Raw genomic sequence first — 24815 nt, forward strand, 5'->3', positions numbered from 1 at the left:
TCAGTGATTCTCTTTGGCGTGATTGATCGAGTACTTCGGGATCTCGATGGTCACGTCTACTTGCCCCAGGATGGCCTGGCAGCTCAGCCGCGAATCGGGCTCCAGGCCCCAGGCGCGGTCCAGCATGTCTTCCTCGCCCTCCTCCATCTCGGACAGCGTGCGGCCACCTTCGCGCACGATCACATGGCAGGTGGTGCAGGCGCAGACCTGGTCGCAGGCATGCTCGATCTCGATATGGTTGTCCAGCAGCGCCTCGCAGATCGAGGTACCGGCCGGCGCCGTCACGGTCTTGCCCTGCGGGCAGTACTCGGCATGGGGAAGGATTCTGATGATGGGCATGGAGCGTCCCCTGTTCACATCTGTTCGATATTGCGGCCGGTCAGCGCCTGCTGAATGCCACGATTCATGCGTTCGGCAGCGAAGGCTTCGGTGCCCTTGGCCAAGGTCTCGACGGCCGCGTTGATCGCATCCGCCTCCTCGCCCTCGGCGGCCAGGGCCAGCTGCTTCAGCAGCTCGGCCACGGCAGCACGCTGCGCCTCGTCCAGCAGATCGCCATCGGCAGCCAGCGCCGACTGCGTGGCCAGCGACATGCGCTCGGCCTCGACACGGGCCTCACGCAGCTTGCGCGCCTGCATATCCGATTCGGCGCTGGCAAAACCGTCCTTCAGCATGCCGGCGATCCGATCGTCACTCAGGCCGTAGCTCGGCTTGACCTGAACCGCCGCCTCGACACCCGAGCCCAGCTCCTTGGCCGAGACGCTCAGCAAGCCGTCGGCATCGACCTGGAAGGTGACGCGGATGCGCGCGGCGCCGGCCACCATGGCCGGGATGCCGCGCAGCTCGAAGCGCGCCAGCGAACGGCATTCGCTCACCAGCTCGCGCTCACCCTGCAAGACATGAACAGCCATCGCGGTCTGCCCGTCCTTGAAGGTCGTGAAGTCCTGCGCCTTGGCCACCGGAATCGTCGCATTGCGCTCGATGATGCGCTCGACCAGGCCGCCCATGGTCTCGAGGCCCAGCGACAGCGGGATCACGTCCAGCAGCAGGATCTCGCCATCGGCCGCATTGCCGGCCAGCTGATTGGCCTGGATCGCCGCGCCGAGCGCGACGACCTCGTCGGGATTCAGATTGGTCAGCACCTCGCGGCCGAACAGCTGACCGACTGCGGTGCGCACGCCGGGCATGCGGGTCGAACCGCCAACCATCACCGTGCCCTGCACCTCCTCGGCCTTCAGCCTGGCGTCGCGCAGCACCCGCTTGACGGCGGCCAGCGTCTTGTCGACCAAGGGTTTGGTCAGCGCATCGAACTGCTCGCGGCTGAGCGCGACATCGAGCGCGCCCGCATCCAGCGCACACTGCAGCCGGGTCTGCGGCACATCGGACAGCGCCTCCTTGGCCAGGCGTGCGGCCATCAGCACCGCACGCTTGTCATGCGCGCTGACGGCCTCCAGCCGGGCCTCGGCCAACGCCCAGTCGGCCAGCAGGCGGTCGAAGTCATCGCCGCCCAGGGCCGCATCGCCACCGGTCGCCACCACCTCGAAGACGCCGCGCGTCAGGCGCAGCAGCGAGATGTCGAAGGTGCCGCCGCCGAGGTCATAGACCGCATACAAGCCCTCGCTGGCATTGTCCAGTCCGTAGGCAATGGCCGCAGCGGTGGGCTCGTTGATCAGGCGCAGCACATTCAGGCCGGCCAGTTGCGCGGCATCCTTGGTGGCCTGGCGCTGAGCATCGTCAAAATAGGCCGGCACCGTGATCACGGCACCGAAAATGTCGTCGGCAAAGCTGTCCTCGGCACGGAAGCGCAAGGTCGCCAGGATCTCGGCCGAGACCTCGACCGGTGACTTCAGGCCGTCGCGTGTCGCGATCGACAGCATGCCCGGCGTGTCCTCGAAGCAGTAAGGCAGCTTGTCGCGGTTGCTCACATCAGCCAGCGAGCGGCCCATGAAGCGCTTGACCGAGACGATGGTGTTCTCCGGATCGTCGGCCTGGGTCTCGAAGGCCGCCGCGCCGATCTGGCGCCGGCCGTCTTCCAGATAGCGCACGGCCGAGGGCAGGATGACGCGCCCTTGCTCATCCGGCAGGCATTCGGCCACGCCATGGCGCACCGAGGCCACCAGCGAGTGGGTCGTGCCCAGGTCGATGCCCACCGCGATGCGGCGCTCATGCGGGTTGGGCGACTGCCCGGGTTCGGAAATCTGCAACAAAGCCATTTTTACTGTCCTAGGGCGTCCAGCCTCTTGTCGATATCGGCACGGAATCGGGCAATGAACATCAGGGCCCGGACCTGCTCGGCCGCCGCCGGCGCGTCGTCCGCCTCATCGAGCAGGTGCTGCACATCGGCCAGCAAGCCGCGCTCGCGCTGCTCGACCTCGGCATCCAGGGTCTCGACCGCAGCCAGGCCGTCGGCCTCGTCCAGGGCCTCGCGCCAACTCATCTGTTCCATCAGAAAAGCCGTCGGCATGCGGGTGTTCTCGTTGACTCGCAGCGGCACGCCGCGCAACTCGCACAGATAGGCGGCGCGCTGGAGCGGGTCGCGCAGGCGCTGGTAGGCCTCATTGACGCGCACGGCCCACTGCATCGCCAGCCGCTGCGACGATGCGCCCTCGGCGGCGAACTTGTCGGGGTGAACCTGGGCCTGCAAGGCCTTCCAGCGCGCATCGATCTCGACACGCTCTTGGGCCTGGCGCTCGGGCAGGCCAAACAGCTTGAAGTCGTTGTCGTCGAGTCGCATGCGATGAAGCTTGTTTACAAAGCAGCCAAGAAAAAAGCGCGGCTGATGGCCGCGCCCTGCGATGGAGCCGCGATTTTAGACGCGGAAGGATTCACCGCAGCCGCAGCGGTCTTTCTCGCGCGGGTTGCGAAACTTGAAACCCTCATTGAGGCCTTCGCGCACGAAATCCAGCTCGGTGCCTTCCAGATAGGGCAGGCTTTTGGGGTCGATCAGGATCTTGACGCCATGACCCTCGAAGACCACATCCTCAGGCGTCACATCGTCGGCGTACTCGAGCTTGTAGGCCAGGCCCGAGCAGCCGGTGGTCTTGACGCCCAGACGCACGCCCACGCCGCGTCCGCGTTTGGCGATATAGCGCGTCACATGGCGCGCGGCCGCCTCGGTCAGAGTCACAGACATGCCGCTGATCCCTTACTGCGTGTGCTTGGCGCGGTAGTCATCGACCGCGGCCTTGATCGCGTCTTCGGCCAGGATGGAGCAGTGGATCTTCACCGGCGGCAGGGCCAGCTCTTCGGCGATCAAGGTGTTCTTGATCTCCAGTGCCTGGTCCAGCGTCTTGCCCTTGACCCACTCGGTCACCAGCGAGCTCGACGCGATCGCCGAGCCGCAGCCATAGGTCTTGAACTTGGCATCCTCGATCAGTCCGGTGGCCGGATTGACCTTGATCTGCAGCTTCATCACATCGCCGCAGGCCGGTGCGCCGACCATGCCGGTGCCGACCGAATCGTCGCCCTTTTCGAAGGCGCCGACATTGCGGGGGTTTTCGTAGTGATCAACGACTTTTTCACTGTAGGCCATGATGTTTCTCCAACGTTGTTCTTGAATCAGTGGGCAGTCCACTGGATGGTCGAGATGTCGATGCCATCCTTGTACATATCCCACAGCGGCGATAGCTCACGCAGCTTGGCGACACGGTCCTTCAAGACCGTCACCGCATAGTCGATCTCTTCGACCGTCGTGAAGCGGCCGATGGTCATGCGCAGCGAAGAGTGCGCCAGCTCATCGCTGCGGCCCAGCGCGCGCAAGACATAGCTGGGCTCCAGGCTGGCCGAGGTACAGGCCGAGCCGGACGACACCGCCAGCCCCTTGACGCCCATGATCAGCGACTCGCCTTCCACATAGTTGAAGGAGATGTTCAGGTTGTGCGGCACGCGCTGCACCAGATCGCCGTTGACGAAGACCTGCTCGATGCCGCTGAGGCCGTCCAGCAGACGCTGGTGCAGCATGCGGATGCGTGCGCCCTCCTCGGCCATCTCGTTCTTGGCGATCTCGAAGGCCAGGCCCATGCCGACGATCTGGTGGGTGGCCAGAGTGCCCGAACGCATACCGCGCTCATGGCCGCCACCGTGCATCTGGGCTTCCAGGCGCACGCGCGGCTTGCGGCGCACGAACAGCGCGCCGATGCCCTTGGGGCCATAGGTCTTGTGCGAGGCCAGGCTCATCAGATCGATGGGCAGCTGGGTCACATCGATCGCGATCTTGCCGGTGGCCTGGGCCGCATCGACATGGAAGATGATGCCCTTCTCGCGGCAGATATTGCCGATCGCGACCACATCCTGGATCACGCCGATCTCGTTGTTCACAAACAGCACCGAGGCCAGGATGGTGTCGGGGCGCAGTGCGGCCTTGAACTTGTCCAGATCCAGCAGGCCGTTTTCCTGCACATCCAGATAGGTGACCTCAAAGCCCTGGCGCTCCAGCTCGCGGCAGGTGTCCAGCGTAGCCTTGTGCTCGGTCTTCAAGGTGATGATGTGCTTGCCGCGCGTCTTGTAGAACTGCGCCGCACCCTTGACCGCCAGATTGATCGACTCGGTTGCGCCAGATGTCCAGACGATTTCGCGCGGGTCGGCATTGATCAGCGAGGCAACCTGCTCGCGCGCCTTCTCGACCGCCGCTTCCGCTTCCCAGCCCCAGGCATGGCTGCGCGAGGCCGGATTGCCGAAATGCTCGCGCAACCAGGGGATCATCGCTTCGACCACACGCGGGTCCACCGGCGTCGTCGCGCCGTAATCCAGATAGATGGGGAAGTGGGGCGTCATGTCCATGAGATGCGACTGCTCTTTGATTTGTTGGATTACTTGTTGAAGGCGTTGCCGAGGGCAAACACCGAATTCGGCGCGGTGATGCGGATGGGCTTGACCACCGGCGTCGTCGAGATCGCCCGCTTGATCGGCGCTTCCTCTATCGTCACGCCCTTAGCCAACTGGTCCTCGACCAGCTTGCGCAGCGACACCGAGTCGAGATACTCGATCATCTTGGCGTTCAGACTGGTCCAGAGTTCATGCGTGATGCATTTGCCGGTGTCCTCACCCATGCAGTTTTCCTTGCCGCCGCAACCGGTCGCATCGATCGGTTCATCGACCGCGACGATGATGTCGGCCACCGTGATCTCGTCGGACTTGCGGCCCAGCGAGTAGCCGCCACCGGGTCCGCGCGTGCTCTCGACCAATTCGTGCCGACGCAGCTTGCCGAACAGCTGTTCCAGATAGGACAGCGAGATCTGCTGGCGCTGGCTGATCGCCGCCAGCGCGACCGGGCCGCCGTTTTCACGCAGCGCCAAATCGATCATCGCGGTGACAGCGAAACGACCTTTGGTTGTGAGACGCATGAGACTCTCCTTCGGTCCAACAGACCATGGGGCGGTACAACAACAAAACCAGCAAGCTGAGCGACCCGGCACCCGCCCGGCGCGAAGGGGTAAACCCTTGGGTATGCCTGAGCATTTTACTCAATTATTAAGAAGCTTGCTGGGCGCGCTCCCGGGCACCCAGCACTGGCGCGCCGAAACGGCGCAATCTGACAGTCAGGCGCGACCGCGCGGCACCGGTTTCGCGCTGTCCGGCGGCACCAGATTGTCGTGCACGACGGCACCGAAGGCCTGCTCGCGCAGCTGCGCCAGCTGATCGCGCACCCGCGCGGCCTTCTCGAACTCCAGATTGCGGGCATGCTCCAGCATCTGGCGCTCCAGTTGGGCAATGCGCTTGCCCAGGTCCTTCTCGGACAGCTCCTCGACGGCGGCCGCCTGCACCAGCTTGTCATCGTCGCGTCCGGGCTTGTCGGAGTAGACGCCTTCGATCAGCTCCTTGATGCGCTTGTTCAGCCCGCGCGGCGTGATGCCATTGGCCTCGTTGAAGGCGATCTGTTTGGCGCGCCGGCGCTCGGTCTCATCGATGGCCTTGCGCATCGAGTCGGTGATGCGGTCGCCGTAGAGGATGGCCTTGCCATTGAGGTTGCGCGCGGCCCGGCCTATGGTCTGGATCAGGCTGCGCTCGGCACGCAGAAAGCCTTCCTTGTCGGCGTCCAGAATGGCCACCAGCGACACCTCGGGAATGTCCAGGCCCTCGCGCAGCAGGTTGATGCCCACCAGCACATCGAAGGCGCCCAGGCGCAGATCGCGCAGGATCTCGACTCGCTCCACCGTGTCCACATCCGAGTGCAGATAGCGCACCTTGACGCCGTTGTCGCTCAGATAGTCGGTCAGCTGTTCGGCCATGCGCTTGGTCAGCGTGGTGATCAGCACCCGCTCATTGACATCGACGCGCAGCCGGATCTCGCCCAGCACATCGTCGACCTGGTGGGTGGCCGGCCTCACCTCGATGATCGGATCAACCAGACCGGTAGGCCGCACCAACTGCTCGACGACCTGGCCGGCATTCTCCTTTTCGTAAGCGGCCGGCGTGGCCGAGACGAACACCGCCTGGCGCATCTTGCGCTCGAACTCGTCGAACTTCAGCGGCCGGTTGTCCATCGCCGAGGGCAGCCGGAAGCCGTACTCGACCAAGGTGGTCTTGCGCGCCCGGTCGCCGTTGTACATGCCGCCGAACTGGCCGATCAGCACATGGCTCTCGTCCAGGAACATCAGCGCATCGGGCGGCAGGTAGTCGACCAGGGTCGGTGGCGGCGAGCCAGGCTCGGCACCGGACAGATGGCGGGTGTAGTTCTCGATGCCCTTGCAGTGGCCCACCTCCTGCAGCATCTCCAGGTCGAAACGGGTGCGCTGCTCGATGCGCTGCGCCTCGACCAGCTTGCCGTCCTTGACGAAATGGGCGACACGGTCGCGCAACTCCTGCTTGATGCCGCCCATCGCCGCCAGCACGCGTTCGCGCGGCGTCACATAGTGACTGCTCGGGTAGACGGTGAAGCGCGGGATCTTCTGGCGGATCTTGCCGGTCAGAGGGTCGAAGAGCTGCAGGGTCTCGACCTCGTCGTCGAAGAGCTCGATGCGCAGCGCCAGCTCCGAGTGCTCGGCCGGAAACACATCGATGGTGTCACCGCGCACGCGGAAGTGCCCGCGCGTGAACTCCATCTCGTTGCGCGTGTACTGCATCCGTATCAGCTGGGCGATCACATCGCGCTGGTCCATCTTGTCGCCGCTGCGCAGCGTCATCACCATCTGGTGGTAGTCGGCCGGATTGCCGATGCCGTAGATGGCCGAGACCGAGGCGACGATCACGACATCGCGGCGCTCCAGCAGGCTCTTGGTGCAGGACAGGCGCAGCTGCTCGATGTGCTCGTTGATCGCGCTGTCCTTCTCGATGAAGAGATCGCGCTGCGGCACATAGGCCTCGGGCTGGTAGTAGTCGTAGTAGCTGACGAAATACTCGACCGCGTTCTTCGGGAAGAACTCGCGAAACTCGCTGTAGAGCTGGGCCGCCAGCGTCTTGTTGGGCGCGAAGATGATGGCCGGCCGGCCCAGCCGGGCGATCACATTGGCCATCGTGAAGGTCTTGCCCGAGCCGGTCACGCCCAGCAGGGTCTGAAAGCTCAGGCCGTCGTTGATGCCCTCGCAGAGCTGGGCGATGGCCGTGGGCTGATCACCGGCCGGCGCAAAGGGCTGGAAGAGCTGGAAGGGCGAGCCTTCGAAAGACACGAATTCGCCCTTCGGCTCCTCGCTAGGGCTTTCGGGGTTCTCAATGGCGACGGGGGCAGATTGCATCGGGGTTTCCCAGGACTCGGGCCGCAAGCCCTCTAGAATTCGCAGGCTTGCGCATCATCAACAGCCCGACAGGGTAGCGCAGGCGCCGTTCGATTGTTCGAACGCTCTTGCCACCGTCATGTCAGGAAAGCCGTCCATGTCCTTGTTTGCCGCCGTCGAAATGGCCCCCCGCGACCCCATCCTGGGTCTGAACGAGCAGTTCAACGCCGATACCAACCCCGCCAAGGTGAATCTGGGGGTCGGCGTCTACTACGACGAGAACGGCAAGCTGCCCCTGCTGAAGTGCGTGGCACAGGCCGAGGCCACGATGCAGGCCGACCCGAAGGCGCGCGGTTATCTGCCGATCGACGGCATCGCCGCCTATGACAAGGCCGTTCAGGGCCTGGTGTTCGGTTCTGAGAGCGCCATCCTGGCGGCCAAGCGTGTGGCCACCGTGCAGGCCATCGGCGGCACCGGCGGACTGAAGATAGGTGCCGACTTCCTGAAGCGCCTGAACCCCGGCGCCACCGTGCTGATCTCCGACCCCAGCTGGGAGAACCACCGCGCGCTGTTCACCAACGCCGGCTTCCCGGTTCAGACCTACCCTTATTACGATGCCGCCAAGCTGGGCATCAACTTTGACGGCATGCTGGCCGCGCTGAACGGCGCTAGCGCCGGCACCGTGGTCGTGCTGCACGCCTGCTGCCACAACCCGACCGGCTATGACCTGAGCCCCGCCCAATGGGAGCAGGTCGTCGCCACCGTCAAGGCGCGTGGCCTGGTCGCCTTTCTGGACATGGCCTACCAGGGCTTCGGCGAAGGCATCGCCGAAGACGGCGCGGTGGTCCAGCAATTCCTCGCCGCCAATCTGGACTTCTTCGTCTCGACCAGCTTCTCGAAGAGCTTTTCGCTCTATGGTGAGCGCGTCGGTGCGCTGAGCGTGGTCTGCGCCTCGGCCGAGGAGACCAGCAAGGTGCTGAGCCAGCTGAAGATCGTGATCCGCACCAACTATTCCAACCCGCCAACCCATGGCGCCCAGGTGGTTGCGAACGTGTTGTCGACCCCGGCACTGCGCGCGCTCTGGGAAGAGGAGCTGGCCGGCATGCGCCTGCGCATCCGCGCAATGCGATCGGCGCTGGTGGCTGCATTGCAGGCGGCCGGCATCACCCAGGACCTGAGCTTCGTGACCCGCCAGAAGGGCATGTTCAGCTACTCCGGCCTGAATGCCGCGCAAATGCAGCGACTGCGCAGCGAGTTCGGCATTTATGGTGTCGATTCGGGCCGTATCTGCGTGGCCGCGCTGAACGAGAAAAACCTGCCGGCTGTCGCGCAGGCGATGGCGGCGGTGCTGCGCGGCTGACAATCTGCCCGCTGGATTGAGTGGTCATGCGCAGTTTTAACGGCTTTGCCACCCGGCAAGCCGCATAATGCTGCACCGCACCATTTCTTTTGCAGTACTGTCACCCCACAAAGCTACCGAGGTCCTCCATGCTGTATCAGCTCTACGAAACCCAGCGCGCGCTGATGAGTCCTTTTGCGGAGTTCGCAGGCGCCTCGGCCAAGCTTTACAGCCATCCGCTCTCGCCCTTCGCCCATGGCCCGATGGCCCATCGGGTCTCGGCCGGGCTGGATCTGATGCACCGGCTGGCCAAGGACTACGAGAAGCCCGAGTTCGGGATTCGCGGCGTCGAGGTCGACGGGATCGAGGTGGCGGTGCAGGAGCTGGTGCCGGTCGAGCTGCCCTTTTGCCGGCTGCTGCGCTTCAAGCGCTACACCGATGATCTGGCGGTGCTGGCCAAGATGAAGGACCAGCCCACCGTGCTGGTGGTGGCGCCGCTGTCGGGCCACCACAGCACCCTGCTGCGCGACACCGTGCGCCAGCTGCTGAAGGACCACAAGGTCTTCATCACCGACTGGACCGATGCGCGCATGGTGCCGTTGGACCAGGGCGCCTTCCATCTGGACGACTACATCGCCTATGTGCAGCAGTTCATCCGTCATATCGGCGCGGCCGAGTGCCATGTGATCTCGGTCTGCCAGCCCACCGTGCCGGTGCTGGCCGCGATCTCGCTGATGGCGTCGAATGGCGAGACCACGCCGCGCAGCATGACGATGATGGGCGGCCCGATCGACGCCCGCAAGAGCCCCACGGCCGTCAACAATCTGGCGATGAACCGCAGCTTCAGCTGGTTCGAGACCAATGTGATCTACCGGGTGCCGACCAATTTCCCGGGTGCGCAGCGCGCGGTCTACCCCGGTTTTCTGCAGCACACCGGCTTTGTCGCGATGAATCCGGACCGGCATCTGAGCTCGCATTACGACTATTTCCTCGACCTGGTGCGCGGCGACGACGACAGCGCCGAGTCGCACCGCCAGTTCTACGACGAGTACAACGCGGTGCTGGACATGCCGGCCGAGTACTACCTGGACACCATCAAGACCGTGTTCCAGGACTTCGCCCTGGTCAACGGCACCTGGGAGGTCAAGGGCCAGCCGGTGCGCCCGCAGGACATCCAGGGCACGGCCCTGCTGACCATCGAAGGCGAACTCGATGACATCTCGGGCGCCGGCCAGACCCGTGCCGCGCATGAGCTGTGCTCGGGCATCGCCCCCGAGCACCAGTACCACTATGACGCGATCGGCGCCGGCCACTATGGCATCTTCTCGGGTCGCCGCTGGCGCGAGAAGGTCTACCCCGAGGTGCGCGACTTCATCCTCAAGTACGAGCACCCGGTGACCGCGCCTGCACGCAAGACAGCACGGAGCAAGAAGTCCGCTTGAGCGTCTTGGCCCCGACCGCCGATCTGGTCGCCCGCATCGATGCGGCGCTGCCGCAGACCCAGTGCACGCGCTGCGGCTATCCGGACTGCCTGAGCTATGCGCAGGCCGTCGCGTCCGGCGCGGCCGGCATCAACCAGTGCCCGCCCGGCGGGGCCGAGGGCGTCGCGCGCCTGGCCGCCCTCACCGGCCAGCCCGCGCTGCCGCTGAGTGCCGAGCATGGCGTCGAGGGCCCCCGTCAACTGGCGGTAATCGACGAGGACTGGTGCATAGGCTGCACGCTGTGCATCAAGGCCTGTCCGGTCGATTGCATCGTCGGCGCCCCCAAGGCCATGCATCTGATCGTCAACGAGCAATGCACCGGCTGCGAGCTGTGCATCCCTGCCTGCCCGGTCGACTGCATCTCGCTGCTCAATGTCAGCGGCGAGCGGACCGGCTGGCAGGCCTGGAGCGCGGCCCAAGCCGACGAGGCCCTGCAGCGCTACCGCTTCCATCAGCAGCGCCTGCCCCGCGCCCGGCAGGAGAACGAGGCCCGGCTGCAGGCCAAGGCCGAGGCCAAGCTCGCCAATCTGGCCGAGGCCAGCAAGCTCACGGACCCGGCCGCGCTGGACCGCAAGCGCAGCATGATAGAAGCCGCGCTGGCGCGTGCCCGGGCCCAGCGCGATTGAGACCCAGGCCCTCGGGCATACGCCATGAACAAGCAAGACATCGCCGCCTTCTTCGCCACCCTGAAGGCGGCCAACCCTTCGCCGCAGACCGAGCTGGAATACAGCAGTGTGTTCGAGCTGCTGGCCGCCGTGCTGCTGTCGGCCCAGGCCACCGATGTCGGCGTCAACAAGGCCACGCGCCGGCTCTATCCGGTCGCCAACACGCCGGCCAAGATCCTGGCGCTGGGCGAGGACGGCCTGGCCGGCTACATCCGCACCATCGGCCTGTACCGCACCAAGGCCAAGAATCTCTACAAGACCTGCCAGATCTTGATCGAGCAGCATGGCGGCCAGGTGCCGCGCTCGCGCGAGGCGCTTGAAGCCCTGCCCGGCGTCGGCCGCAAGACCGCCAATGTGGTGCTCAATGTCGCCTTCGGCGAGCCGACGATGGCGGTGGACACGCATATCTTCCGGCTCGGCAACCGCACCGGCCTGGCGCCGGGCAAGAACGTGCTGGAGGTCGAGCACGGTCTGCTCAAACGCATTCCGGCCGAGTACCTGGTCGACGCCCATCACTGGCTGATCCTGCATGGCCGCTATGTCTGCCAGGCCCGCAAGCCCTTGTGCGGCCAATGCCAGGTGCGGCCCTTCTGCGATCTGGGCCGCGCGCTGGGGCCCTCTACAATCGGCGCCAATCCCGCCCCATGATTCACTTAGGAAGCCATGCCTAGCATCACCGATCTTCTCGACCGGGTAGAGCGCCTGCTGCTGCGCCATGAGGAGTTGAAGCGCACCAACGCCCTGCTGCAGGAGCAGGTGCAAAGCCTGGGCCAGGAGCGCGACAGCCTGCGCTCCCGCCTTGGCGCGGCGCGGCTGCGCATTGATGCGCTGCTGGAGCGGCTGCCTGTCGAGAGTGAGTCCGGAAAGAACAAGTCATGAAGCAAATGGAAGTCACCATCATGGGCCAGAGCTATTTGCTCGGCTGCCCCGAGGGTGGAGAAGCGACGCTGAGCCGTGCGGTCAGCCAGGTGGACCGCGAGATGAGCGCGATCCGCGATGCCGGCAAGGTCAAGGCGCGCGAGCGCATCGCCGTGCTGGCCGCGCTTAACCTGGCCTACCAGCTCGCCGATGGCCCGGCCGCCGCCACGCCGGCACGCGCCGACGAGAGCCAGACCGCCCCCGAACTCGAAGCGCTGATTCGCCGTCTCGATGAAGCCCTTGGCCACGACGGCCAATTGCTTTGAGCGCATAGAATGCGAGGGTCCATCGCGTTCGCGTGAGTCTTATATTTCCTTGACCGATGCTCTATGAGCAAGGGCTTGGAACATCGCCCGGTTGGTGTGATCGTCTCGCGTCAGATGAACCCGAAGCTTGGCTGACCTCGCCCACCTGAATCCCCGGGTTCAGGAATGCGGCTCACGGCTCGCGGTGGACACCTTACACAAGCACGGGCCCGCTCCACACCTTGAACTACTGGTTGATGAAGTCCGAGCCCGACGAGTGCTCGATCGACGATCTCGCTGCCGCACCGGACCACACCGTTCCCTGGATCGGCGTGCGCAACTACCAGGCCCGCAACTTCATGCGCGATGCCTTTGCGCTCGGTGACGGCGTGCTGTTCTATCACTCGTCCTGCCCGCAGCCCGGCATTGCCGGCATCGCCGAGGTCGCCAGCACGGCCTATCCGGATGCCAGCCAGTTCGACCCCGCCGGCCCCTACTTCGATCCCAGATCCACGCCCGAGGCGCCGCGCTGGCTGCATGTCGATGTGCGCTTCGTGCGCAAGACGCGGCTGCTGAGCCTGGCCGAGATGCGCGCCGAGCCCGCCCTGACCCAGATGCGCACGCTGCAAAGCGGCAACCGTCTTTCCATCACCCCGGTCACGGCCGCGGAATGGACCCTGATCCTGAAACTGCTGGCCTGAGTACCGATGACCTTCGACCCCGTTTTGCTGATCGAGTTGCTGATACTGGGCCTGTGCTCGGGCTTTCTGGCTGGCCTGCTGGGCATCGGCGGCGGCATGCTGATGGTGCCCATCCTGACCTGGATGCTGTCCAAGCAAGGCGTCGGCGCCGATATGGCAGTCAAGATGGCGATCGCCACCTCGATGGCCACCATCATGTTCACCTCGATCTCCAGCGTGCGCGCCCATCACAAGCGCGGCGCGGTACGCTGGGATCTGGTGCGCGGCCTGGCGCCCGGCATCCTGATCGGCGGCCTGGTCGCCGGCGCCGGCATCTTCGCGCTGCTCAAGGGTGCCTGGCTGGCGCTGTTCTTTGCCGGCTTCGTCAGTTTCTCGGCCTTTCAGATGCTGCTGAACAAGAAGCCGGCACCGAGCCGCCAGATGCCGGGTACCGCCGGCCAGATTGCTGCCGGCGCCGGCATCGGCATGCTGTCGGGCCTGGTGGGAGCGGGCGGCGGCTTTGTCTCGGTGCCCTTCATGACCTGGTGCAATGTGGCGATGCACAACGCCGTCGCCACCAGCGCCGCCTTGGGCTTCCCGATCGCGCTGGCCAACACGCTGGGCTATGTGGTCGGCGGCTGGCATCTGGCGCCGGCACTGCCGGGCGCGGTCGGCTATCTCTTCATGCCGGCCCTGCTCGTGATCGCCGCGGCCAGCGTGACGATGGCGCCGCTCGGTGCACGCGCCGCCCATGCGATGAATGTGGCCCAGCTGAAGCGGGCCTTCGCGATGCTGCTCTTCGTGCTGGCCGCTTATATGCTCTACAAGGGCCTAAGCTAAGGCGCCAAAGGGGATAGGCGCCAGCACCACCTGGTTGCCGCCGCGGCGCAGCGCTTCCTGCACCGCGGTCTCGCTGGCCGCGACCAGCTCTTCCTGCTTGGACGCGGTATGCGGGAAGCTCGCCACCCCCATGGACAGCGACAGTCCCAGGTCCTGGCCATTGAGCACCACGATCTGGGCGGTGCACTGGCGCCGCAGCTGCTCCATGCGGGCATGGGCCGTGGCCAGACCGACGCCGGACAAGAGCACCGCGAAAGTCTGTTCGCCGACGCGGCAGGCCGCATCCATCGCCCGGGTATTGGCCCGCAGCATGCGACCCAGCCCCTCGAGCATGCGCTGATGCGCCTCGTCGCCGAGCGCCTGCACGGCGGCCGGCGCCGGATCCAGTGCGATCAGCACCAGCGCGAACTCGCGGTGCTCCCGGGTCGACAAATCGATCTCGCGCAGCAGCTGATCATCGAACTGGGCCCGCAGATAGAGGCCCGAAACCTCGTCGCGGCCGCTGCCGGCCTGCATCTCGCGGCGGATCTGCTCCAGCGCTTTCTGCTGCTGCTCGATCTGGTTCAGCGCACGCTGCAAATGGGTCTCGCGATGGCGCTCCTCGGTACGCTCCGACCACATCGAGATCAGGTACTCGGCGCCCAGCGGCATGCGGGTGACGGCAAACTCGCGCCGCCGCCCACCCAGCTCCAGCCGATGCTCGCTGACCACCACCGAGCGTTGAGCCATCACGGTCTGCTCGACCCGGCGCATCGCCACCACCTCGTCGGCCCGCATCAGATCGCTGTCGCCGCTGCCGACGATGCTGCTGTCATGCCGTTCGAACAGCGCATTGATACCGAGGCTGGCGTAGACATAGCGCCCGGTGGCCAGCGACTTGACGGCCATGAAAGCACCCAGCGGCTCGACCAGACCCAGCAGGCCGGCCGCGACTTCGGTATCGGCCAGTTGCAGGCTGGCAAGCCATTGACCGAAGCCGCTGACTTGTGGCGAAGCACCGGGGTGCGGGGCGGCTGAGGTGTCCATGAAATCCTGGCAAATCTGGCAATAGGCGCGCTGTCCGGCGGGGACATGGCACCGAGGCTGATGGGGCAATGTAGAGGGCCACAGCAGCTGCGGGCAAGTGCGGGACACCCCCCTGTTTGCTGAGCCCCCCCTAGCTTGAAGGGAGTGATGGTAGCGAAGAACCTCAGCCCTCGAATGAAGAGCGGCGCTTTTCATGCCGGCTCACTCGGGCAATGGCCCCAAAAGAGCAATGGCCCGGCAAATACAATCCGCAGCTTGCGGCCATCGCGGCCGAACCGCCCTTCCCTGCCTCAGTGCTCGCATGCAAACTTTTGATCTCGTCGTGGTCGGCGCCGGTGCGGCCGGCCTTTTTTGTGCAGGCATTGCCGGCCAGCGCGGGCTGAAGGTCCTGCTGATCGACCACGCACCACGCCTGGCCGAAAAGATCCGCATCTCGGGAGGCGGTCGCTGCAACTTCACCAACCGGGAGGCGACGCCGGCCAACTTCCTGTCGGAGAATCCAGCCTTCTGCCGTTCGGCGCTGGCCCGCTACACGCCGCAGGACTTCATCGCCCTGGTCAACAAGCACGGCATCGCCTTCCATGAGAAGCACAAGGGCCAGCTGTTCTGCGACCAGTCCAGCGAGCAGATCATCCAGATGCTGGTGCGGGAGTGCGAGGCCGGCGGCGTCGAGCGCCGCCAACCCTGCACGGTGGCCGATGTCAGAACGGTCGATGGCGGCGGCTTCGAGCTCGACACCAGTGCCGGAACGCTGCGCAGCGCCAAGCTGGTCGTGGCCAGCGGCGGCTTGTCCATTCCCAAGATCGGCGCCAGCGACTGGGGCCTGCGCCTGGCCAAGAAGCTGGGTCATGCCATCGTCGAGCCCCGCCCCGCCCTCGTGCCGCTGACCTTCGATGCCCAGGAGTGGGCGCCGTTTGCCGATCTGTCCGGCCTGTCGCTGCCGGTGGTGGTGTCGACCGGCGCCGGCAAGCAGCGCGGCCGCTTCGTCGAGGACCTGCTGTTTACCCACCGCGGCCTCAGCGGCCCGGCCATTCTGCAGATATCCAGCTACTGGCTGGAGGGCCAGGCCTTGCAGATCGATCTGGCGCCCGAACGCGATCTGGCCGAGGCCCTGCGCAGCGCCAAGAGCGGTTCACGCCGCCAGCTGGGCAATGAGCTGACCGAGCTGTTTCCGGCCCGGCTGGCCCAAGCCTGGCTGGCGCGCCTCGGGATGGAGGCAAGCCGGCCGATCGCCGAATGCAAGGACAAGGACTTGCAGCAGCTCGCCAGCCAGTTGCAGGCCTGGCAGCTCAAGCCCGACGGCAGCGAGGGCTGGCGCAAGGCCGAGGTGATGCGCGGCGGCGTCGACACCCGCGAGCTGAGCTCGCAGACCCTGGAGAGCAAGCGCGTGCCGGGCCTGTTCTTCATCGGCGAGGTGGTCGATGTGACCGGCTGGCTGGGAGGCTACAACTTCCAGTGGGCCTGGGCCAGTGCGGCGGCCTGTGCCCGCTCGCTCGAGCCCTCGGCGGCGGCCCCGGCAGTGATTTCCGCCTGAACTCTCGCCAAGTCTTGAAATCCTGGCTATAATCGCGGTCTTTGCTAGCAAACCCTGCGCGTCGATTCGGAAGCAGAATCCGGATTCTTCTGCTTCAGGCTCTGCATTCAGTGCCGCCTACGGGCAGCACCAATAACGAGTCTGGCGAACACCGAGCGCATATTAAGGAACCATAGTTTCATGACCACCATTCGCGTCAAAGAGAACGAGCCTTTCGATGTGGCACTGCGCCGCTTCAAGCGCACCATCGAAAAACTGGGCCTGCTGACCGACTTGCGCGCCCGCGAGTTCTACGAGAAGCCCACCGCCGAGCGCAAGCGCAAGAAGGCTGCCGCCGTCAAGCGCCACTACAAGCGCGTGCGCAGCATGCAGCTGCCCAAGAAGCTGTACTGAGCATCCCCGTGCTCCGTCGTGGGCCGCCCCGAACCTAGTGTTCATGGCCGACCCTCGGAACAAAGCCCGCACAGGACGCTGCTGCGGGCTTTTTCTATTTCTGCGACGCTTATGCCCGTCACACCAAAGGAATTGATATGAGCTTGAAAGACCGCATCACCGAAGACATGAAGGCCGCGATGCGCGCCAAGGAAGCCGACAAGCTGACGACCATCCGCATGCTGCTGGCGGCGGTCAAGCAAAAAGAGGTCGACGAGCGCGTGGTGGTCGACGATGTGGCCCTGGTGGCCATCGTCGACAAGCTGATCAAGCAGCGCAAGGACTCGCTGAGCCAGTTCACCGCCGCCGGTCGCATGGACCTGGCCGACAAGGAAGCCGCCGAGCTGACCGTGCTGGAGGCCTATCTGCCGCAGCGCCTGTCGGCCGAAGAGATCCAGGCCGCCGTCAACGCCATCGTCGCCGAGCTGGGCGCCAAGGGCCCCGGTGACATGGGCAAGGTGATGGGCGCGGTCAAGGCCCAGCTGACCGGCAAGGCCGATATGGGCCTGGTGTCGGCCGCGGTCAAGCAGGCACTGAGCCAGTAAGGAGTCGCACCATGAGTCTGCCGACCCAAGCCCTGACGCCTGAATTCTGCGTGGCCCCGCAACTGGAGCCGGCCGCGATGGCCGAGGCCGCCGCCGCGGGCTTTCGCAGCGTGATCAACAACCGCCCCGACTTCGAAGGCGGCCCCGATCAGCCGACCAGCGCCGCGGTCGAAGCCGCCGCACGGGCCGCGGGACTCGAGTACCGCCACCTGCCGGTCAACGGCGCCTACCAGTCGCCGGAAGAGATTGCAGCCTTCAAGCTGCTGGTCGACAGCCTGCCCAAGCCCATCCTGGCTTTCTGCCGCTCGGGCGCGCGCTCGACCCGCCTGTTCGCTGCGGCCAGCCAGCTCTGAGCAGCACAGGCGGCTGACGCATGGCTTGCGCCACGCCTCCTGTGTGCTCAGGGTGATTCCCTAGCCAACTTCGGCCGCGCCTAACGCCGCGCTTGCTATGCTCTTCGGTTTGCTCAGGCGCCACGACAGCGCCCGATGCACGCAGTCTTGAAGATCGGTTTGCTGCTGGCAAAGCCGGCAAGGAGTGGGAATGAAAGCCTTATTGGCCCTGGCCAAATGGATAGACAGGTTCAACGATGGCTTTGGCGCCATTGCCAAATGGGCGGTGCTGGCGGCCTGCCTGATCAGCGCCGCCAACGCCGGCGTGCGCTACGCGCTGAACTACAGCTCCAACGCCTTCCTGGAAATCCAGTGGTATCTGTTCGCGGCCGTCGTGATGCTGGGCGCCTCCCAGGTCCTGCGCCTGAACGAGCATGTACGGGTTGACGTCCTGTACGGCCGCTATCCGACACGGATGAAGGTCTGGGTCGACCTGCTGGGCCTGCTGATCTTCATGATTCCGGTGATGGGCGTGATGCTCTATCTGTCCTGGCCGATGTTCGAGCGCATGTATGAGAGCGGCGAGATGTCCAGCAACGCCGGCGGCCTGATCCGCTGGCCGGTGATGCTGCTGATCCCGCTGGGCTTCGGCCTGCTGATCCTGCAAGGCCTGTCCGAGGCGATCAAGCGCATCGGCTGGCTGACCCACAAGTACGAGATGGACACGCACTACGAGAGGCCGCTGCAATGAGCATGGAGAACTTCGCCCCGCTGATGTTCGCGGGCCTCATCTTCGTGATGCTCATCGGTTTTCCGGTCGCTTTCTCGCTGTCGGCCCTGGGCCTGCTGTGCGGCTTCATTGCCATCGAGATGGGCTGGTTTCCGGCCGCCTTCATGTCGAACCTGCCGCTGAACGTGCTGGGCATCCTGTCCAATGAGTTGCTGCTGGCGATCCCCTTCTTCACGCTGATGGGCGCCATCCTGGAGAAGTGCGGGCTGGCCGAGGACCTGCTGGACTCGATGGGCCAGCTGTTCGGCCCGATGCGCGGCGGCCTGGGCTATGCGGTCATCGTGGTCGGCTTCATCCTCGGCGCGATCACCGGCACCGTCGCCGGCCAGGTCATTGCCATGGCCATGATCGCACTGCCCGTGATGATGCGCTACGGCTACAACATGCGCTACGCCACCGGCGTGCTGGCCGCCTCCGGCACGATCACGCAGCTGGTGCCGCCCTCGCTGGTCTTGGTGGTGATGGCCGACCAGCTCGGCCGCTCGGTCGGCGATATGTACAAGGGCGCCTGGGGACCGTCGATTCTGCAGGTGCTGATCTTCGCGATCTACACCTTCATACTGACCCGCGTGCGCCCCAGCTATCTGCCGGGCCTGCCGCCCGAAGCCCGCACCCTGCAAGGCTGGGCGCTCTGGAAGAAGTGCCTGCGCGGCATCATCCCCTCGGCCATCCTGATCTTCGCGGTGCTGGGAAGCATGGGCGGCCTGCCGGGCATCACGACGGCGATCTGCACCCCCACCGAGGCCGGCGCCATGGGCGCGGTCGGTGCCTTTGTGCTGGCCGCCCTGCACCGTCGCCTGAGCTGGCCGCTGATCAGCGCCAGCGTCGCCGGCACGATGCGCATCACCGCGATGGTGGTCTTCATCCTGATCGGCTCGCGCGTGTTCTCGCTGGTGTTCCAGGGCGTCGACGGTGCCAAGTGGATCGAGCATCTGCTGAGCAATCTGCCGGGCGGCCAGACCGGCTTCCTGATCGTCGTCAACATCTTCATCTTCTTCCTGGCCTTCTTCCTCGACTTCTTCGAGATCGCCTTCATCATCCTGCCGCTGCTCGGCCCGGTGGCCGACAAGATGGGCATCGACATGATCTGGTTCGGCGTGCTGCTGTGCGTCAATATGCAGACCAGCTTCATGCACCCGCCCTTCGGCTTCGCCCTGTTCTATCTGCGCGGCATCTCGGACAGCCTGTTCAAGAATGGCGCCCTGCCCGCCAAGGTGCAGTCCAAGGACATCTACCTCGGTGCGATTCCCTTCGTGCTGCTGCAGGTGCTGCTGGTCGTGATCGTGATCTTCGTGCCGCAAACCGTCACGGTCTTCCTCGACAAGGCCGAGGTCATCGACCTCGACAAGGTCGTGATGCCCGATGCCGAGCCGCTGGCGCCGAATCAGGATCAGGCGCCATCGATGGAGGAGCTGTTCGCCGATCCGGCGGCCAGCGCCGCCAGCGCAACACAGTGAGACGTCGATGAGCGATGAGCTGAGCGCCGAAGGGCCGTCTTTCCCGAAGACGACCAAGCTGCTGGCCAGCGCGATGATGCTGGCCCTGCTGGTCTGGGGCTGGCGCGCCGCCGACGAGATCGCCGGGGCAGAGATGGGCATCGGCGGCTTCGGCTTCCTGCTGGCCACCTTCGGCGTGCTGGCGTGCTGCTACGCCGGCATGCTGCGCGGCCGCACCTCGATCAGCATGACCCATATCAGCCAGCGCTGGCTGTGGACCAAGCGGGTGGCGCTGGCCGAGGTCAGCCAGGCCAAGCTGATCCATGTGCCCGGCCTGAACTGGCTGATCGCACCGCGCCTGATGGTCAAGGTGCGCGGGCGCGGGCTCTATACCTTCCATATCGCCGACCCTGCGGTGCTGGCGCTGGCGCAGCGACTCGGCCTGGGCTGCGTCAATCCTTACTGAAAGACGCACTCCTCGCTCCCAAAGCAAAAAGAGCGGCCCGTGGGCCGCTCTTTCCATTCAGACGGGGCGCAAGCCACCGTCCTTGCAAATCACAGCTTCTGACCGGCCATGAAGGAGTCGAAGCGGCCTTCCGCGAACTTGAACCACAGCACCTGGTCGCGCTGGAAGGCGCGCAGGTCGGCGTAGATCTTCTTCCACTCGGGGCTCTTGGCGTTGTTGGCCTCGAACACTTCCATCGAGGCCTTGAACGAGGCGTCCAGCACCGCTTGCGAGAAGGGCATCAGCTTGGTCTTGGCACCCACCAGCTGCTTCAGCGCGGTCGGGTTCAGCGCATCGTACTTGGCCAGCATATCGGTGCTGGCCAGCGCCGAGGCGGCGTCAATGATGGCCTTGTACTCGCTCGAGAGCGCGTCATAGGCCTTCTGGTTGACGAAGAAGTCGACCTCGGGGCCGCCTTCCCACCAGCCGGGGTAGTAGTAGAACGGCGCGACCTTGTTGAAGCCCAGCTTCTGGTCGTCATAGGGGCCGACCCACTCGGCCGCATCGATGGTGCCCTTCTCCAGCGCCTGATAGATCTCGCCGCCAGGAATGCTCTGCGGCACGGCGCCGAGCTTCTGCATCACCTCGCCGATCAGGCCGCCGCCCAGGCGCATCTTCATGCCCTTGAAGTCGGCCACCGACTTGATCTCCTTGCGGTACCAACCGCCCATCTGGCAGCCGGTGTTGCCGCCGGCGAAGCTGAGCATGCCGTAGTTGGCATAGAACTCATTCATCAGCTTGCGGCCGTTGCCGTGCATCATCCAGGCGTTCATCTGGCGCGAGTTCAGCCCGAAGGGAATCGCCGAACCCAGCGCGAAGGCCGGGTTCTTGCCATAGAAGTAATAGGGCACGGTATGGGCCATCTCGACCGTGCCGTTCTGCACACCGTCGACCACGCCGAACGGGGGCATCAGCTCGCCGCCGCTGTGCACCGAGATCTCGAACTTGCCGCCCGACATGGCCTTGACGGCCTTGGAGAACACCTCGGCACCGCCGTAAATGGTGTCAAGCGATTTCGGGAAGCTGGAGGCCAGGCGCCAGCGCACATTGGCCTGAGCCTGCACAAAGGCCGGTGCCGTACCGGCCGCCAGCACGCCGGCCAGACCGGCCTGTTTAACAAAGGAACGACGCTCCATCTTTTATCTCCTCGGTAATAGATACATGGTCAGCGGCCCGATTCTAGGAGGCCGCCTCTAGCGTCTTACCGGGAGAAACCCGTGAAAACCAGGGTGACAAAGCGCAAATTCAGGCGTAGCAAAAAACCGCCGCAAGCAGGCTTTCACCACACTGACAGAGGCCCGAAAAACATCATCGGACGCGCAGAAAATCCGCGCTCAGCTGCCCGCCAGCTTCATGCGCGCGATCAGCACCGAGCCTATGGTCTTGCTGCCGACCGTGTAGGCATCGGTGCCGACGCCGACGATCTGCCGGAACATCTCGGGCAGGTGGCCGGCAATCGTCACCTCGTGCACCGGGTAGGCGATCTCACCGTTCTCGACCCAGTAGCCGCTGGCGCCGCGCGAGTAGTCGCCGGTCACATAGTTGACGCCCTGCCCCATCAACTCGGTGACGAAGAGGCCACGGCCCATGCGGCGCAACATGGTCCGCAGGTCGTCGCCCGGCGCGGTCCAGCGACTGGTCAGGCGCAGATTGTGCGAGCCGCCGGCATGGCCGGTGGTGCGCAGGCCCAGCTTGCGCGCCGAATAGGTGGACAGGAAATAGCCCTGCAGCACGCCGGCCTCGACGACCTGGCGCGGCCGCGTGATCACGCCCTCGTCGTCGAACGGCGAGCTGCCCTTGCCCTTCAGCTCATGCGGATCCTCGCTGACATCCAGGTGCTCAGCCAGCACCGGCTTGCCCAGGCTGTCGAGCAGGAAGCTGGCCTTGCGGTACAGCGCGCCGCCGCTGGTGGCCTGCACCAGCGCGCCCAGCAGACCGGCCGCCACCGTGCTCTCGAACAGCACCGGCACCTCGGCCGTCTTGACCTTGCGCGACTTCAGGCGCGACAGCGCGCGCTCGGCAGCATAGCGGCCGACAGCCTCCGGCGCGGCCAGTTCGGCGGCATCGCGCATCGAGCTGTACCAGGAGTCGCGCTGCATGCCGGCGCCGCGACCGGCGATCGGCGCCACCGAGAGCGAGTGCCGCGAGCTGGCATAGCCGCCGCGAAAGCCGCGGCTGTTGCCGGAGAAGAAGTGCGACTGCTGGGCCGACACGGCCGCGCCCTCGGAATTGGTAATGCGCTTGTCGGTGCCCAGCGCGGCGGCCTCGCAGCGCATCGCCAGCGCGGCCGCGCCCTCGGCATCGATGGCCCAGGGGTGGAACAGGTCCAGCTCGGGGCGGGCCGTGGCGTCGAGGGACAGGTCTTGCTCGTCGGGCAGGCCGGCCACCGGATCTTCGGCGGTGAAGCGGGCAATGTCGAAGGCCGCGCGCACCGTGTCCTGCAAGGCCTTGGCCGAGAAGTCCGAGGTGCTGGCATTGCCGCGGCGCTGGCCCACATAGACCGAGATGCCCAGCGACTTGTCGCGGTTGCGCTCGACATTCTCCAGCTCGCCCTTGCGCACCGAGACCGACAGGCCGCAGCCCTCGGAAACCTCGGCGCCGGCGTCGCTGGCGCCCAGGCGCTTGGCCTCGGCCAGCACCTCGTCGACCAGCTCGCGGAAACGTTCCTGGCTGTAAGCGAAGCCGGCTTCGGCGGTGGGGACGGGGGCGTGGGTGGGCTTGGGCATGGAGGGGCGGGACGCGGGAGATCGGTTGTGGGCGACAATCATACGGGCGCCGGCGCTGCCCGCCTGATCAGAGAGCCTTATGACCTACCCGCAAGAAGAGAACATTCCGGACGACGACGACTTCTACGATCGTCCCAGCAAGACCCAGAAGAAGAAGGACTCCCATGAGCTCCAGTCGCTGGGCGAAGATTTGCTGACCCTGCCGGCCGACCGCGTCGCGCCGCTGGGCCTGCCGGAAATCCTGCTCGACGCCGTCAAGGCCGCCAAGAAGATCACGGCCCATGAAGCCCGGCGCCGCCAGATGCAGTACATCGGCAAGCTGATGCGCAAGGTCGACCCCGAGCCGATCAAGGAGGCCGTGGCCGCCTTCAAGCTGGGCCATGCCAAGGACAGCCTGGCCCTGCACCAGAGCGAGCGCTGGCGCGAGCGCCTCTTGGCCAGCGACGAGGAGTTGCAGGCCTTCGTCAGCGCGCATCCCGAGGTCGATGTGCAGCAGCTGCGCAGCCTGGTGCGCGCGGCCCGCAAGGATGCCGCTGCGGCGCCCGAACAGCGCAGCGGCCGCGCCTTCCGCGAGCTGTTCCAGCTGATCAAGACCGAGCAGCTGCGCGTGGAGCCGACCGATGAGTGAGCAGGCGGTCCGCATCGGCATCGTTTCGATCAGCGACCGAGCCTCCAGCGGCGTCTACGAGGACAAGGGCCTGCCGGCGCTGCAGGACTGGCTCACGGCCGCGCTGCTGAACCCCATCGAATTCGAACCGCGCCTGATCCCCGACGAGCGGCCGCTGATCGCCGCGACGCTGCGCGAGCTGGTCGATGAGGCGAAGTGCGACCTCGTGCTGACCACCGGCGGCACCGGCCCGGCCCTGCGCGACGTGACCCCGGAAGCCACGCTGGATGTCGCCGACCGCGAGATGCCGGGTTTCGGCGAGCAGATGCGCCAGATCTCGCTGCATTTCGTGCCCACCGCCATCCTGTCGCGCCAGGTCGCGGTGATACGCGGCCAGAGCCTGATCATCAATCTGCCGGGCCAGCCCAAGGCCATCGCCGAAACCCTGGCCGGCCATGAAAAGGCCAGCGGCATCTTCGCCGCCGTGCCCTATTGCATCGACCTGATCGGTGGCCCCTATCTCGAAACCCGCGACGAGGTCTGCCAGGCCTTCCGTCCGAAATCCGCGCTCAAGAAGCCAGCAAACCCATGAAGATCCAGAAAGACACCATCGCCATCGTCAAGCTCAAGGTCGCCGACCATCTGGGCCGCCTGATCGAAGAATCGAAGGAGCCGATGGCCGTGCTGATCGGCGGCTACGGCAACACCCTGCCGGCCGTCGAAGCAGCCTTGCTGGAACAGGAGGCCGGCTTCCAGACCACGCTGAACCTGACGCCCGAGACCGCCTTCGGCGTACGCGACGAGAGCCTGCTGCGCAGCATCGCGAAGAAGGACTTCCCGCCCGGCGTCAAGGTCGGGGGCCAGCTGGAAATCCGCGAGCAGGACGGCCACACCCATGTCTACAACGTCGCCAAGATCAAGGGCGATACCGTGATCCTGGACGGCAATCACCCGCTGGCCGGCATGGGACTGAAGGTGACGGTCAAGGTCGTGTCGGTACGCGCCGCCAGCGCCGAGGAAGTGGCCCATGGTCACGCTCACGGCGACCATGGACACCATCATTGATCG

29 protein-coding genes and 1 other RNA gene are annotated in these 24815 nt (G+C 65.5%); 19 read left to right on the forward strand and 11 right to left on the reverse strand.

Annotation, left to right across the window (positions count from 1 at the left end; genetic code table 11):
- From fdx to uvrB, 8 genes are all read right to left on the reverse strand, one after another.
- Complete coding sequence (fdx, locus tag ABGI63_RS16895) at positions 1–339, reverse strand: ISC system 2Fe-2S type ferredoxin (RefSeq protein WP_349743515.1); 339 nt, start codon at positions 337–339, stop codon at positions 1–3.
- Between the two features lie 14 nt (positions 340–353).
- Positions 354–2210: a Fe-S protein assembly chaperone HscA gene (gene hscA / locus ABGI63_RS16900; RefSeq protein WP_349743516.1), complete on the reverse strand. Its 1857-nt coding sequence runs from the start codon at positions 2208–2210 to the stop codon at positions 354–356.
- 2 nt (positions 2211–2212) lie between these two features.
- A complete protein-coding gene (gene hscB / locus ABGI63_RS16905) occupies positions 2213–2731 on the reverse strand; it encodes a Fe-S protein assembly co-chaperone HscB (RefSeq protein WP_349743517.1) in 519 nt (172 codons plus the stop codon).
- 75 nt (positions 2732–2806) lie between these two features.
- The gene (iscA, locus tag ABGI63_RS16910) at positions 2807–3130 is read right to left on the reverse strand and encodes an iron-sulfur cluster assembly protein IscA (RefSeq protein ID WP_349743518.1); all 324 of its coding nucleotides are present in this window, start codon (positions 3128–3130) and stop codon (positions 2807–2809) included.
- Positions 3131–3142: 12 nt separating this feature from the next.
- Positions 3143–3529, reverse strand: coding sequence for a Fe-S cluster assembly scaffold IscU (gene iscU / locus ABGI63_RS16915; RefSeq protein ID WP_137943544.1), 387 nt, complete (start codon positions 3527–3529; stop codon positions 3143–3145).
- Between the two features lie 26 nt (positions 3530–3555).
- On the reverse strand, positions 3556–4776 hold the full coding sequence (locus ABGI63_RS16920; protein ID WP_349743520.1) for an IscS subfamily cysteine desulfurase: 1221 nt from the start codon (positions 4774–4776) through the stop codon (positions 3556–3558).
- Positions 4777–4805: 29 nt separating this feature from the next.
- The gene (locus ABGI63_RS16925) at positions 4806–5339 is read right to left on the reverse strand and encodes a Fe-S cluster assembly transcription factor (RefSeq protein WP_137943546.1); all 534 of its coding nucleotides are present in this window, start codon (positions 5337–5339) and stop codon (positions 4806–4808) included.
- A 195-nt stretch (positions 5340–5534) separates the two neighbouring features.
- On the reverse strand, positions 5535–7667 hold the full coding sequence (gene uvrB, locus ABGI63_RS16930; RefSeq protein WP_349743521.1) for an excinuclease ABC subunit UvrB: 2133 nt from the start codon (positions 7665–7667) through the stop codon (positions 5535–5537).
- A 136-nt stretch (positions 7668–7803) separates the two neighbouring features.
- Here uvrB and ABGI63_RS16935 point away from each other — a divergent pair, with 136 nt between their 5' ends.
- From ABGI63_RS16935 to ABGI63_RS16975, 9 genes are all read left to right on the forward strand, one after another.
- A complete protein-coding gene (locus tag ABGI63_RS16935; protein WP_349743522.1) occupies positions 7804–9006 on the forward strand; it encodes an amino acid aminotransferase in 1203 nt (400 codons plus the stop codon).
- Positions 9007–9134: 128 nt separating this feature from the next.
- Entirely contained in the window at positions 9135–10427 is a 1293-nt protein-coding gene (locus ABGI63_RS16940; RefSeq protein ID WP_349743523.1) for a polyhydroxyalkanoate depolymerase, read from the forward strand.
- The gene (rsxB, locus tag ABGI63_RS16945; RefSeq protein WP_349743524.1) at positions 10424–11092 is read left to right on the forward strand and encodes an electron transport complex subunit RsxB; all 669 of its coding nucleotides are present in this window, start codon (positions 10424–10426) and stop codon (positions 11090–11092) included. Before ABGI63_RS16940 ends, rsxB begins: the two co-directional genes overlap by 4 nt.
- Positions 11093–11116: 24 nt before the next feature.
- On the forward strand, positions 11117–11779 hold the full coding sequence (gene nth, locus ABGI63_RS16950; protein WP_349743525.1) for an endonuclease III: 663 nt from the start codon (positions 11117–11119) through the stop codon (positions 11777–11779).
- A gap of 15 nt (positions 11780–11794) precedes the next feature.
- A complete protein-coding gene (locus ABGI63_RS16955; protein ID WP_349743526.1) occupies positions 11795–12010 on the forward strand; it encodes a cell division protein ZapB in 216 nt (71 codons plus the stop codon).
- Positions 12007–12315 (forward strand): cell division protein ZapA, encoded by a 309-nt coding sequence (locus ABGI63_RS16960; RefSeq protein WP_137943553.1) that lies wholly within the window; start codon positions 12007–12009, stop codon positions 12313–12315. Before ABGI63_RS16955 ends, ABGI63_RS16960 begins: the two co-directional genes overlap by 4 nt.
- Before the next feature lie 15 nt (positions 12316–12330).
- Positions 12331–12508, forward strand: a non-coding RNA gene (ssrS, locus tag ABGI63_RS16965) — 6S RNA.
- Positions 12509–12536: 28 nt separating this feature from the next.
- The gene (locus tag ABGI63_RS16970; protein WP_349743527.1) at positions 12537–12995 is read left to right on the forward strand and encodes an EVE domain-containing protein; all 459 of its coding nucleotides are present in this window, start codon (positions 12537–12539) and stop codon (positions 12993–12995) included.
- Positions 12996–13001: 6 nt separating this feature from the next.
- Positions 13002–13814 carry a sulfite exporter TauE/SafE family protein gene (locus ABGI63_RS16975; protein WP_349743528.1) on the forward strand — a complete coding sequence of 271 codons (813 nt, stop codon included), beginning with the start codon at positions 13002–13004 and terminating at the stop codon, positions 13812–13814.
- Here ABGI63_RS16975 and ABGI63_RS16980 read toward each other — a convergent pair.
- Positions 13806–14840 carry a GGDEF domain-containing protein gene (locus tag ABGI63_RS16980; protein ID WP_349743529.1) on the reverse strand — a complete coding sequence of 345 codons (1035 nt, stop codon included), beginning with the start codon at positions 14838–14840 and terminating at the stop codon, positions 13806–13808. The genes ABGI63_RS16975 and ABGI63_RS16980 overlap by 9 nt on opposite strands.
- A 301-nt stretch (positions 14841–15141) precedes the next feature.
- On the opposite strand from ABGI63_RS16980, the gene ABGI63_RS16985 reads away from it, so the two are divergent.
- The 7 genes from ABGI63_RS16985 to ABGI63_RS17015 all read left to right on the forward strand — a co-directional run bounded on the left by ABGI63_RS16985 (position 15142) and on the right by ABGI63_RS17015 (position 20375).
- The gene (locus tag ABGI63_RS16985; protein ID WP_349743530.1) at positions 15142–16374 is read left to right on the forward strand and encodes a BaiN/RdsA family NAD(P)/FAD-dependent oxidoreductase; all 1233 of its coding nucleotides are present in this window, start codon (positions 15142–15144) and stop codon (positions 16372–16374) included.
- A gap of 180 nt (positions 16375–16554) precedes the next feature.
- Complete coding sequence (gene rpsU, locus ABGI63_RS16990) at positions 16555–16767, forward strand: 30S ribosomal protein S21 (protein ID WP_007833691.1); 213 nt, start codon at positions 16555–16557, stop codon at positions 16765–16767.
- 137 nt (positions 16768–16904) lie between these two features.
- Positions 16905–17351, forward strand: coding sequence for a GatB/YqeY domain-containing protein (locus tag ABGI63_RS16995; protein WP_349743531.1), 447 nt, complete (start codon positions 16905–16907; stop codon positions 17349–17351).
- 11 nt (positions 17352–17362) lie between these two features.
- Positions 17363–17704 (forward strand): protein tyrosine phosphatase family protein, encoded by a 342-nt coding sequence (locus ABGI63_RS17000; RefSeq protein ID WP_349743532.1) that lies wholly within the window; start codon positions 17363–17365, stop codon positions 17702–17704.
- A 190-nt stretch (positions 17705–17894) separates the two neighbouring features.
- The gene (locus tag ABGI63_RS17005; RefSeq protein WP_349743533.1) at positions 17895–18434 is read left to right on the forward strand and encodes a TRAP transporter small permease subunit; all 540 of its coding nucleotides are present in this window, start codon (positions 17895–17897) and stop codon (positions 18432–18434) included.
- A complete protein-coding gene (locus tag ABGI63_RS17010; protein ID WP_349743534.1) occupies positions 18431–19930 on the forward strand; it encodes a TRAP transporter large permease in 1500 nt (499 codons plus the stop codon). Before ABGI63_RS17005 ends, ABGI63_RS17010 begins: the two co-directional genes overlap by 4 nt.
- A 7-nt stretch (positions 19931–19937) precedes the next feature.
- Complete coding sequence (locus tag ABGI63_RS17015; protein ID WP_349743535.1) at positions 19938–20375, forward strand: hypothetical protein; 438 nt, start codon at positions 19938–19940, stop codon at positions 20373–20375.
- An 89-nt stretch (positions 20376–20464) separates the two neighbouring features.
- Here the strand turns inward: ABGI63_RS17015 and ABGI63_RS17020 are convergent, their stop codons facing one another.
- Both ABGI63_RS17020 and pmbA read right to left on the reverse strand, forming a co-directional pair.
- The gene (locus tag ABGI63_RS17020; RefSeq protein WP_349743536.1) at positions 20465–21550 is read right to left on the reverse strand and encodes a TRAP transporter substrate-binding protein; all 1086 of its coding nucleotides are present in this window, start codon (positions 21548–21550) and stop codon (positions 20465–20467) included.
- Between the two features lie 198 nt (positions 21551–21748).
- A complete protein-coding gene (pmbA, locus tag ABGI63_RS17025) occupies positions 21749–23140 on the reverse strand; it encodes a metalloprotease PmbA (protein ID WP_272644464.1) in 1392 nt (463 codons plus the stop codon).
- Positions 23141–23219: 79 nt separating this feature from the next.
- On the opposite strand from pmbA, the gene yjgA reads away from it, so the two are divergent.
- From yjgA to ABGI63_RS17040, 3 genes are read left to right on the forward strand one after another with little or no spacing between them, the layout of a single operon-like run.
- Positions 23220–23768 carry a ribosome biogenesis factor YjgA gene (gene yjgA, locus ABGI63_RS17030; protein WP_349743537.1) on the forward strand — a complete coding sequence of 183 codons (549 nt, stop codon included), beginning with the start codon at positions 23220–23222 and terminating at the stop codon, positions 23766–23768.
- Positions 23761–24339: a molybdopterin adenylyltransferase gene (gene mog / locus ABGI63_RS17035; protein WP_349743538.1), complete on the forward strand. Its 579-nt coding sequence runs from the start codon at positions 23761–23763 to the stop codon at positions 24337–24339. The genes yjgA and mog overlap by 8 nt, the downstream gene beginning before the upstream one ends.
- A complete protein-coding gene (locus ABGI63_RS17040; RefSeq protein WP_349743539.1) occupies positions 24336–24812 on the forward strand; it encodes an FKBP-type peptidyl-prolyl cis-trans isomerase in 477 nt (158 codons plus the stop codon). The genes mog and ABGI63_RS17040 overlap by 4 nt, the downstream gene beginning before the upstream one ends.
- Positions 24813–24815: the final 3 nt, after the last annotated feature.

The sequence above is a fragment of the Roseateles cavernae genome (assembly GCF_040187885.1).
Lineage (GTDB): Bacteria > Pseudomonadota > Gammaproteobacteria > Burkholderiales > Burkholderiaceae_C > Roseateles_E > Roseateles_E cavernae.

What these genes read in the sequence shown, in the direction of transcription:
- ABGI63_RS16925 (WP_137943546.1), bottom strand. Translation starts at nt 5,339, where the DNA reads ATGCGTCTCACAACCAAAGGTCGTTTCGCTGTCACCGCGATGATCGAT.
- ABGI63_RS16935 (WP_349743522.1), top strand. Translation starts at nt 7,804, where the DNA reads ATGTCCTTGTTTGCCGCCGTCGAAATGGCCCCCCGCGACCCCATCCTG.
- hscB (WP_349743517.1), bottom strand. Translation starts at nt 2,731, where the DNA reads ATGCGACTCGACGACAACGACTTCAAGCTGTTTGGCCTGCCCGAGCGC.
- ABGI63_RS16940 (WP_349743523.1), top strand. Translation starts at nt 9,135, where the DNA reads ATGCTGTATCAGCTCTACGAAACCCAGCGCGCGCTGATGAGTCCTTTT.
- ABGI63_RS16955 (WP_349743526.1), top strand. Translation starts at nt 11,795, where the DNA reads ATGCCTAGCATCACCGATCTTCTCGACCGGGTAGAGCGCCTGCTGCTG.
- ABGI63_RS17005 (WP_349743533.1), top strand. Translation starts at nt 17,895, where the DNA reads ATGAAAGCCTTATTGGCCCTGGCCAAATGGATAGACAGGTTCAACGAT.
- ABGI63_RS16980 (WP_349743529.1), bottom strand. Translation starts at nt 14,840, where the DNA reads ATGGACACCTCAGCCGCCCCGCACCCCGGTGCTTCGCCACAAGTCAGC.
- mog (WP_349743538.1), top strand. Translation starts at nt 23,761, where the DNA reads ATGAGTGAGCAGGCGGTCCGCATCGGCATCGTTTCGATCAGCGACCGA.
- ABGI63_RS17040 (WP_349743539.1), top strand. Translation starts at nt 24,336, where the DNA reads ATGAAGATCCAGAAAGACACCATCGCCATCGTCAAGCTCAAGGTCGCC.
- uvrB (WP_349743521.1), bottom strand. Translation starts at nt 7,667, where the DNA reads ATGCAATCTGCCCCCGTCGCCATTGAGAACCCCGAAAGCCCTAGCGAG.
- ABGI63_RS16985 (WP_349743530.1), top strand. Translation starts at nt 15,142, where the DNA reads ATGCAAACTTTTGATCTCGTCGTGGTCGGCGCCGGTGCGGCCGGCCTT.
- nth (WP_349743525.1), top strand. Translation starts at nt 11,117, where the DNA reads ATGAACAAGCAAGACATCGCCGCCTTCTTCGCCACCCTGAAGGCGGCC.
- ABGI63_RS17015 (WP_349743535.1), top strand. Translation starts at nt 19,938, where the DNA reads ATGAGCGATGAGCTGAGCGCCGAAGGGCCGTCTTTCCCGAAGACGACC.
- ABGI63_RS16920 (WP_349743520.1), bottom strand. Translation starts at nt 4,776, where the DNA reads ATGGACATGACGCCCCACTTCCCCATCTATCTGGATTACGGCGCGACG.
- ABGI63_RS16975 (WP_349743528.1), top strand. Translation starts at nt 13,002, where the DNA reads ATGACCTTCGACCCCGTTTTGCTGATCGAGTTGCTGATACTGGGCCTG.
- iscU (WP_137943544.1), bottom strand. Translation starts at nt 3,529, where the DNA reads ATGGCCTACAGTGAAAAAGTCGTTGATCACTACGAAAACCCCCGCAAT.
- ABGI63_RS17020 (WP_349743536.1), bottom strand. Translation starts at nt 21,550, where the DNA reads ATGGAGCGTCGTTCCTTTGTTAAACAGGCCGGTCTGGCCGGCGTGCTG.
- hscA (WP_349743516.1), bottom strand. Translation starts at nt 2,210, where the DNA reads ATGGCTTTGTTGCAGATTTCCGAACCCGGGCAGTCGCCCAACCCGCAT.
- rpsU (WP_007833691.1), top strand. Translation starts at nt 16,555, where the DNA reads ATGACCACCATTCGCGTCAAAGAGAACGAGCCTTTCGATGTGGCACTG.
- pmbA (WP_272644464.1), bottom strand. Translation starts at nt 23,140, where the DNA reads ATGCCCAAGCCCACCCACGCCCCCGTCCCCACCGCCGAAGCCGGCTTC.
- ABGI63_RS17000 (WP_349743532.1), top strand. Translation starts at nt 17,363, where the DNA reads ATGAGTCTGCCGACCCAAGCCCTGACGCCTGAATTCTGCGTGGCCCCG.
- ABGI63_RS17010 (WP_349743534.1), top strand. Translation starts at nt 18,431, where the DNA reads ATGAGCATGGAGAACTTCGCCCCGCTGATGTTCGCGGGCCTCATCTTC.
- iscA (WP_349743518.1), bottom strand. Translation starts at nt 3,130, where the DNA reads ATGTCTGTGACTCTGACCGAGGCGGCCGCGCGCCATGTGACGCGCTAT.
- fdx (WP_349743515.1), bottom strand. Translation starts at nt 339, where the DNA reads ATGCCCATCATCAGAATCCTTCCCCATGCCGAGTACTGCCCGCAGGGC.
- ABGI63_RS16960 (WP_137943553.1), top strand. Translation starts at nt 12,007, where the DNA reads ATGAAGCAAATGGAAGTCACCATCATGGGCCAGAGCTATTTGCTCGGC.
- ABGI63_RS16995 (WP_349743531.1), top strand. Translation starts at nt 16,905, where the DNA reads ATGAGCTTGAAAGACCGCATCACCGAAGACATGAAGGCCGCGATGCGC.
- yjgA (WP_349743537.1), top strand. Translation starts at nt 23,220, where the DNA reads ATGACCTACCCGCAAGAAGAGAACATTCCGGACGACGACGACTTCTAC.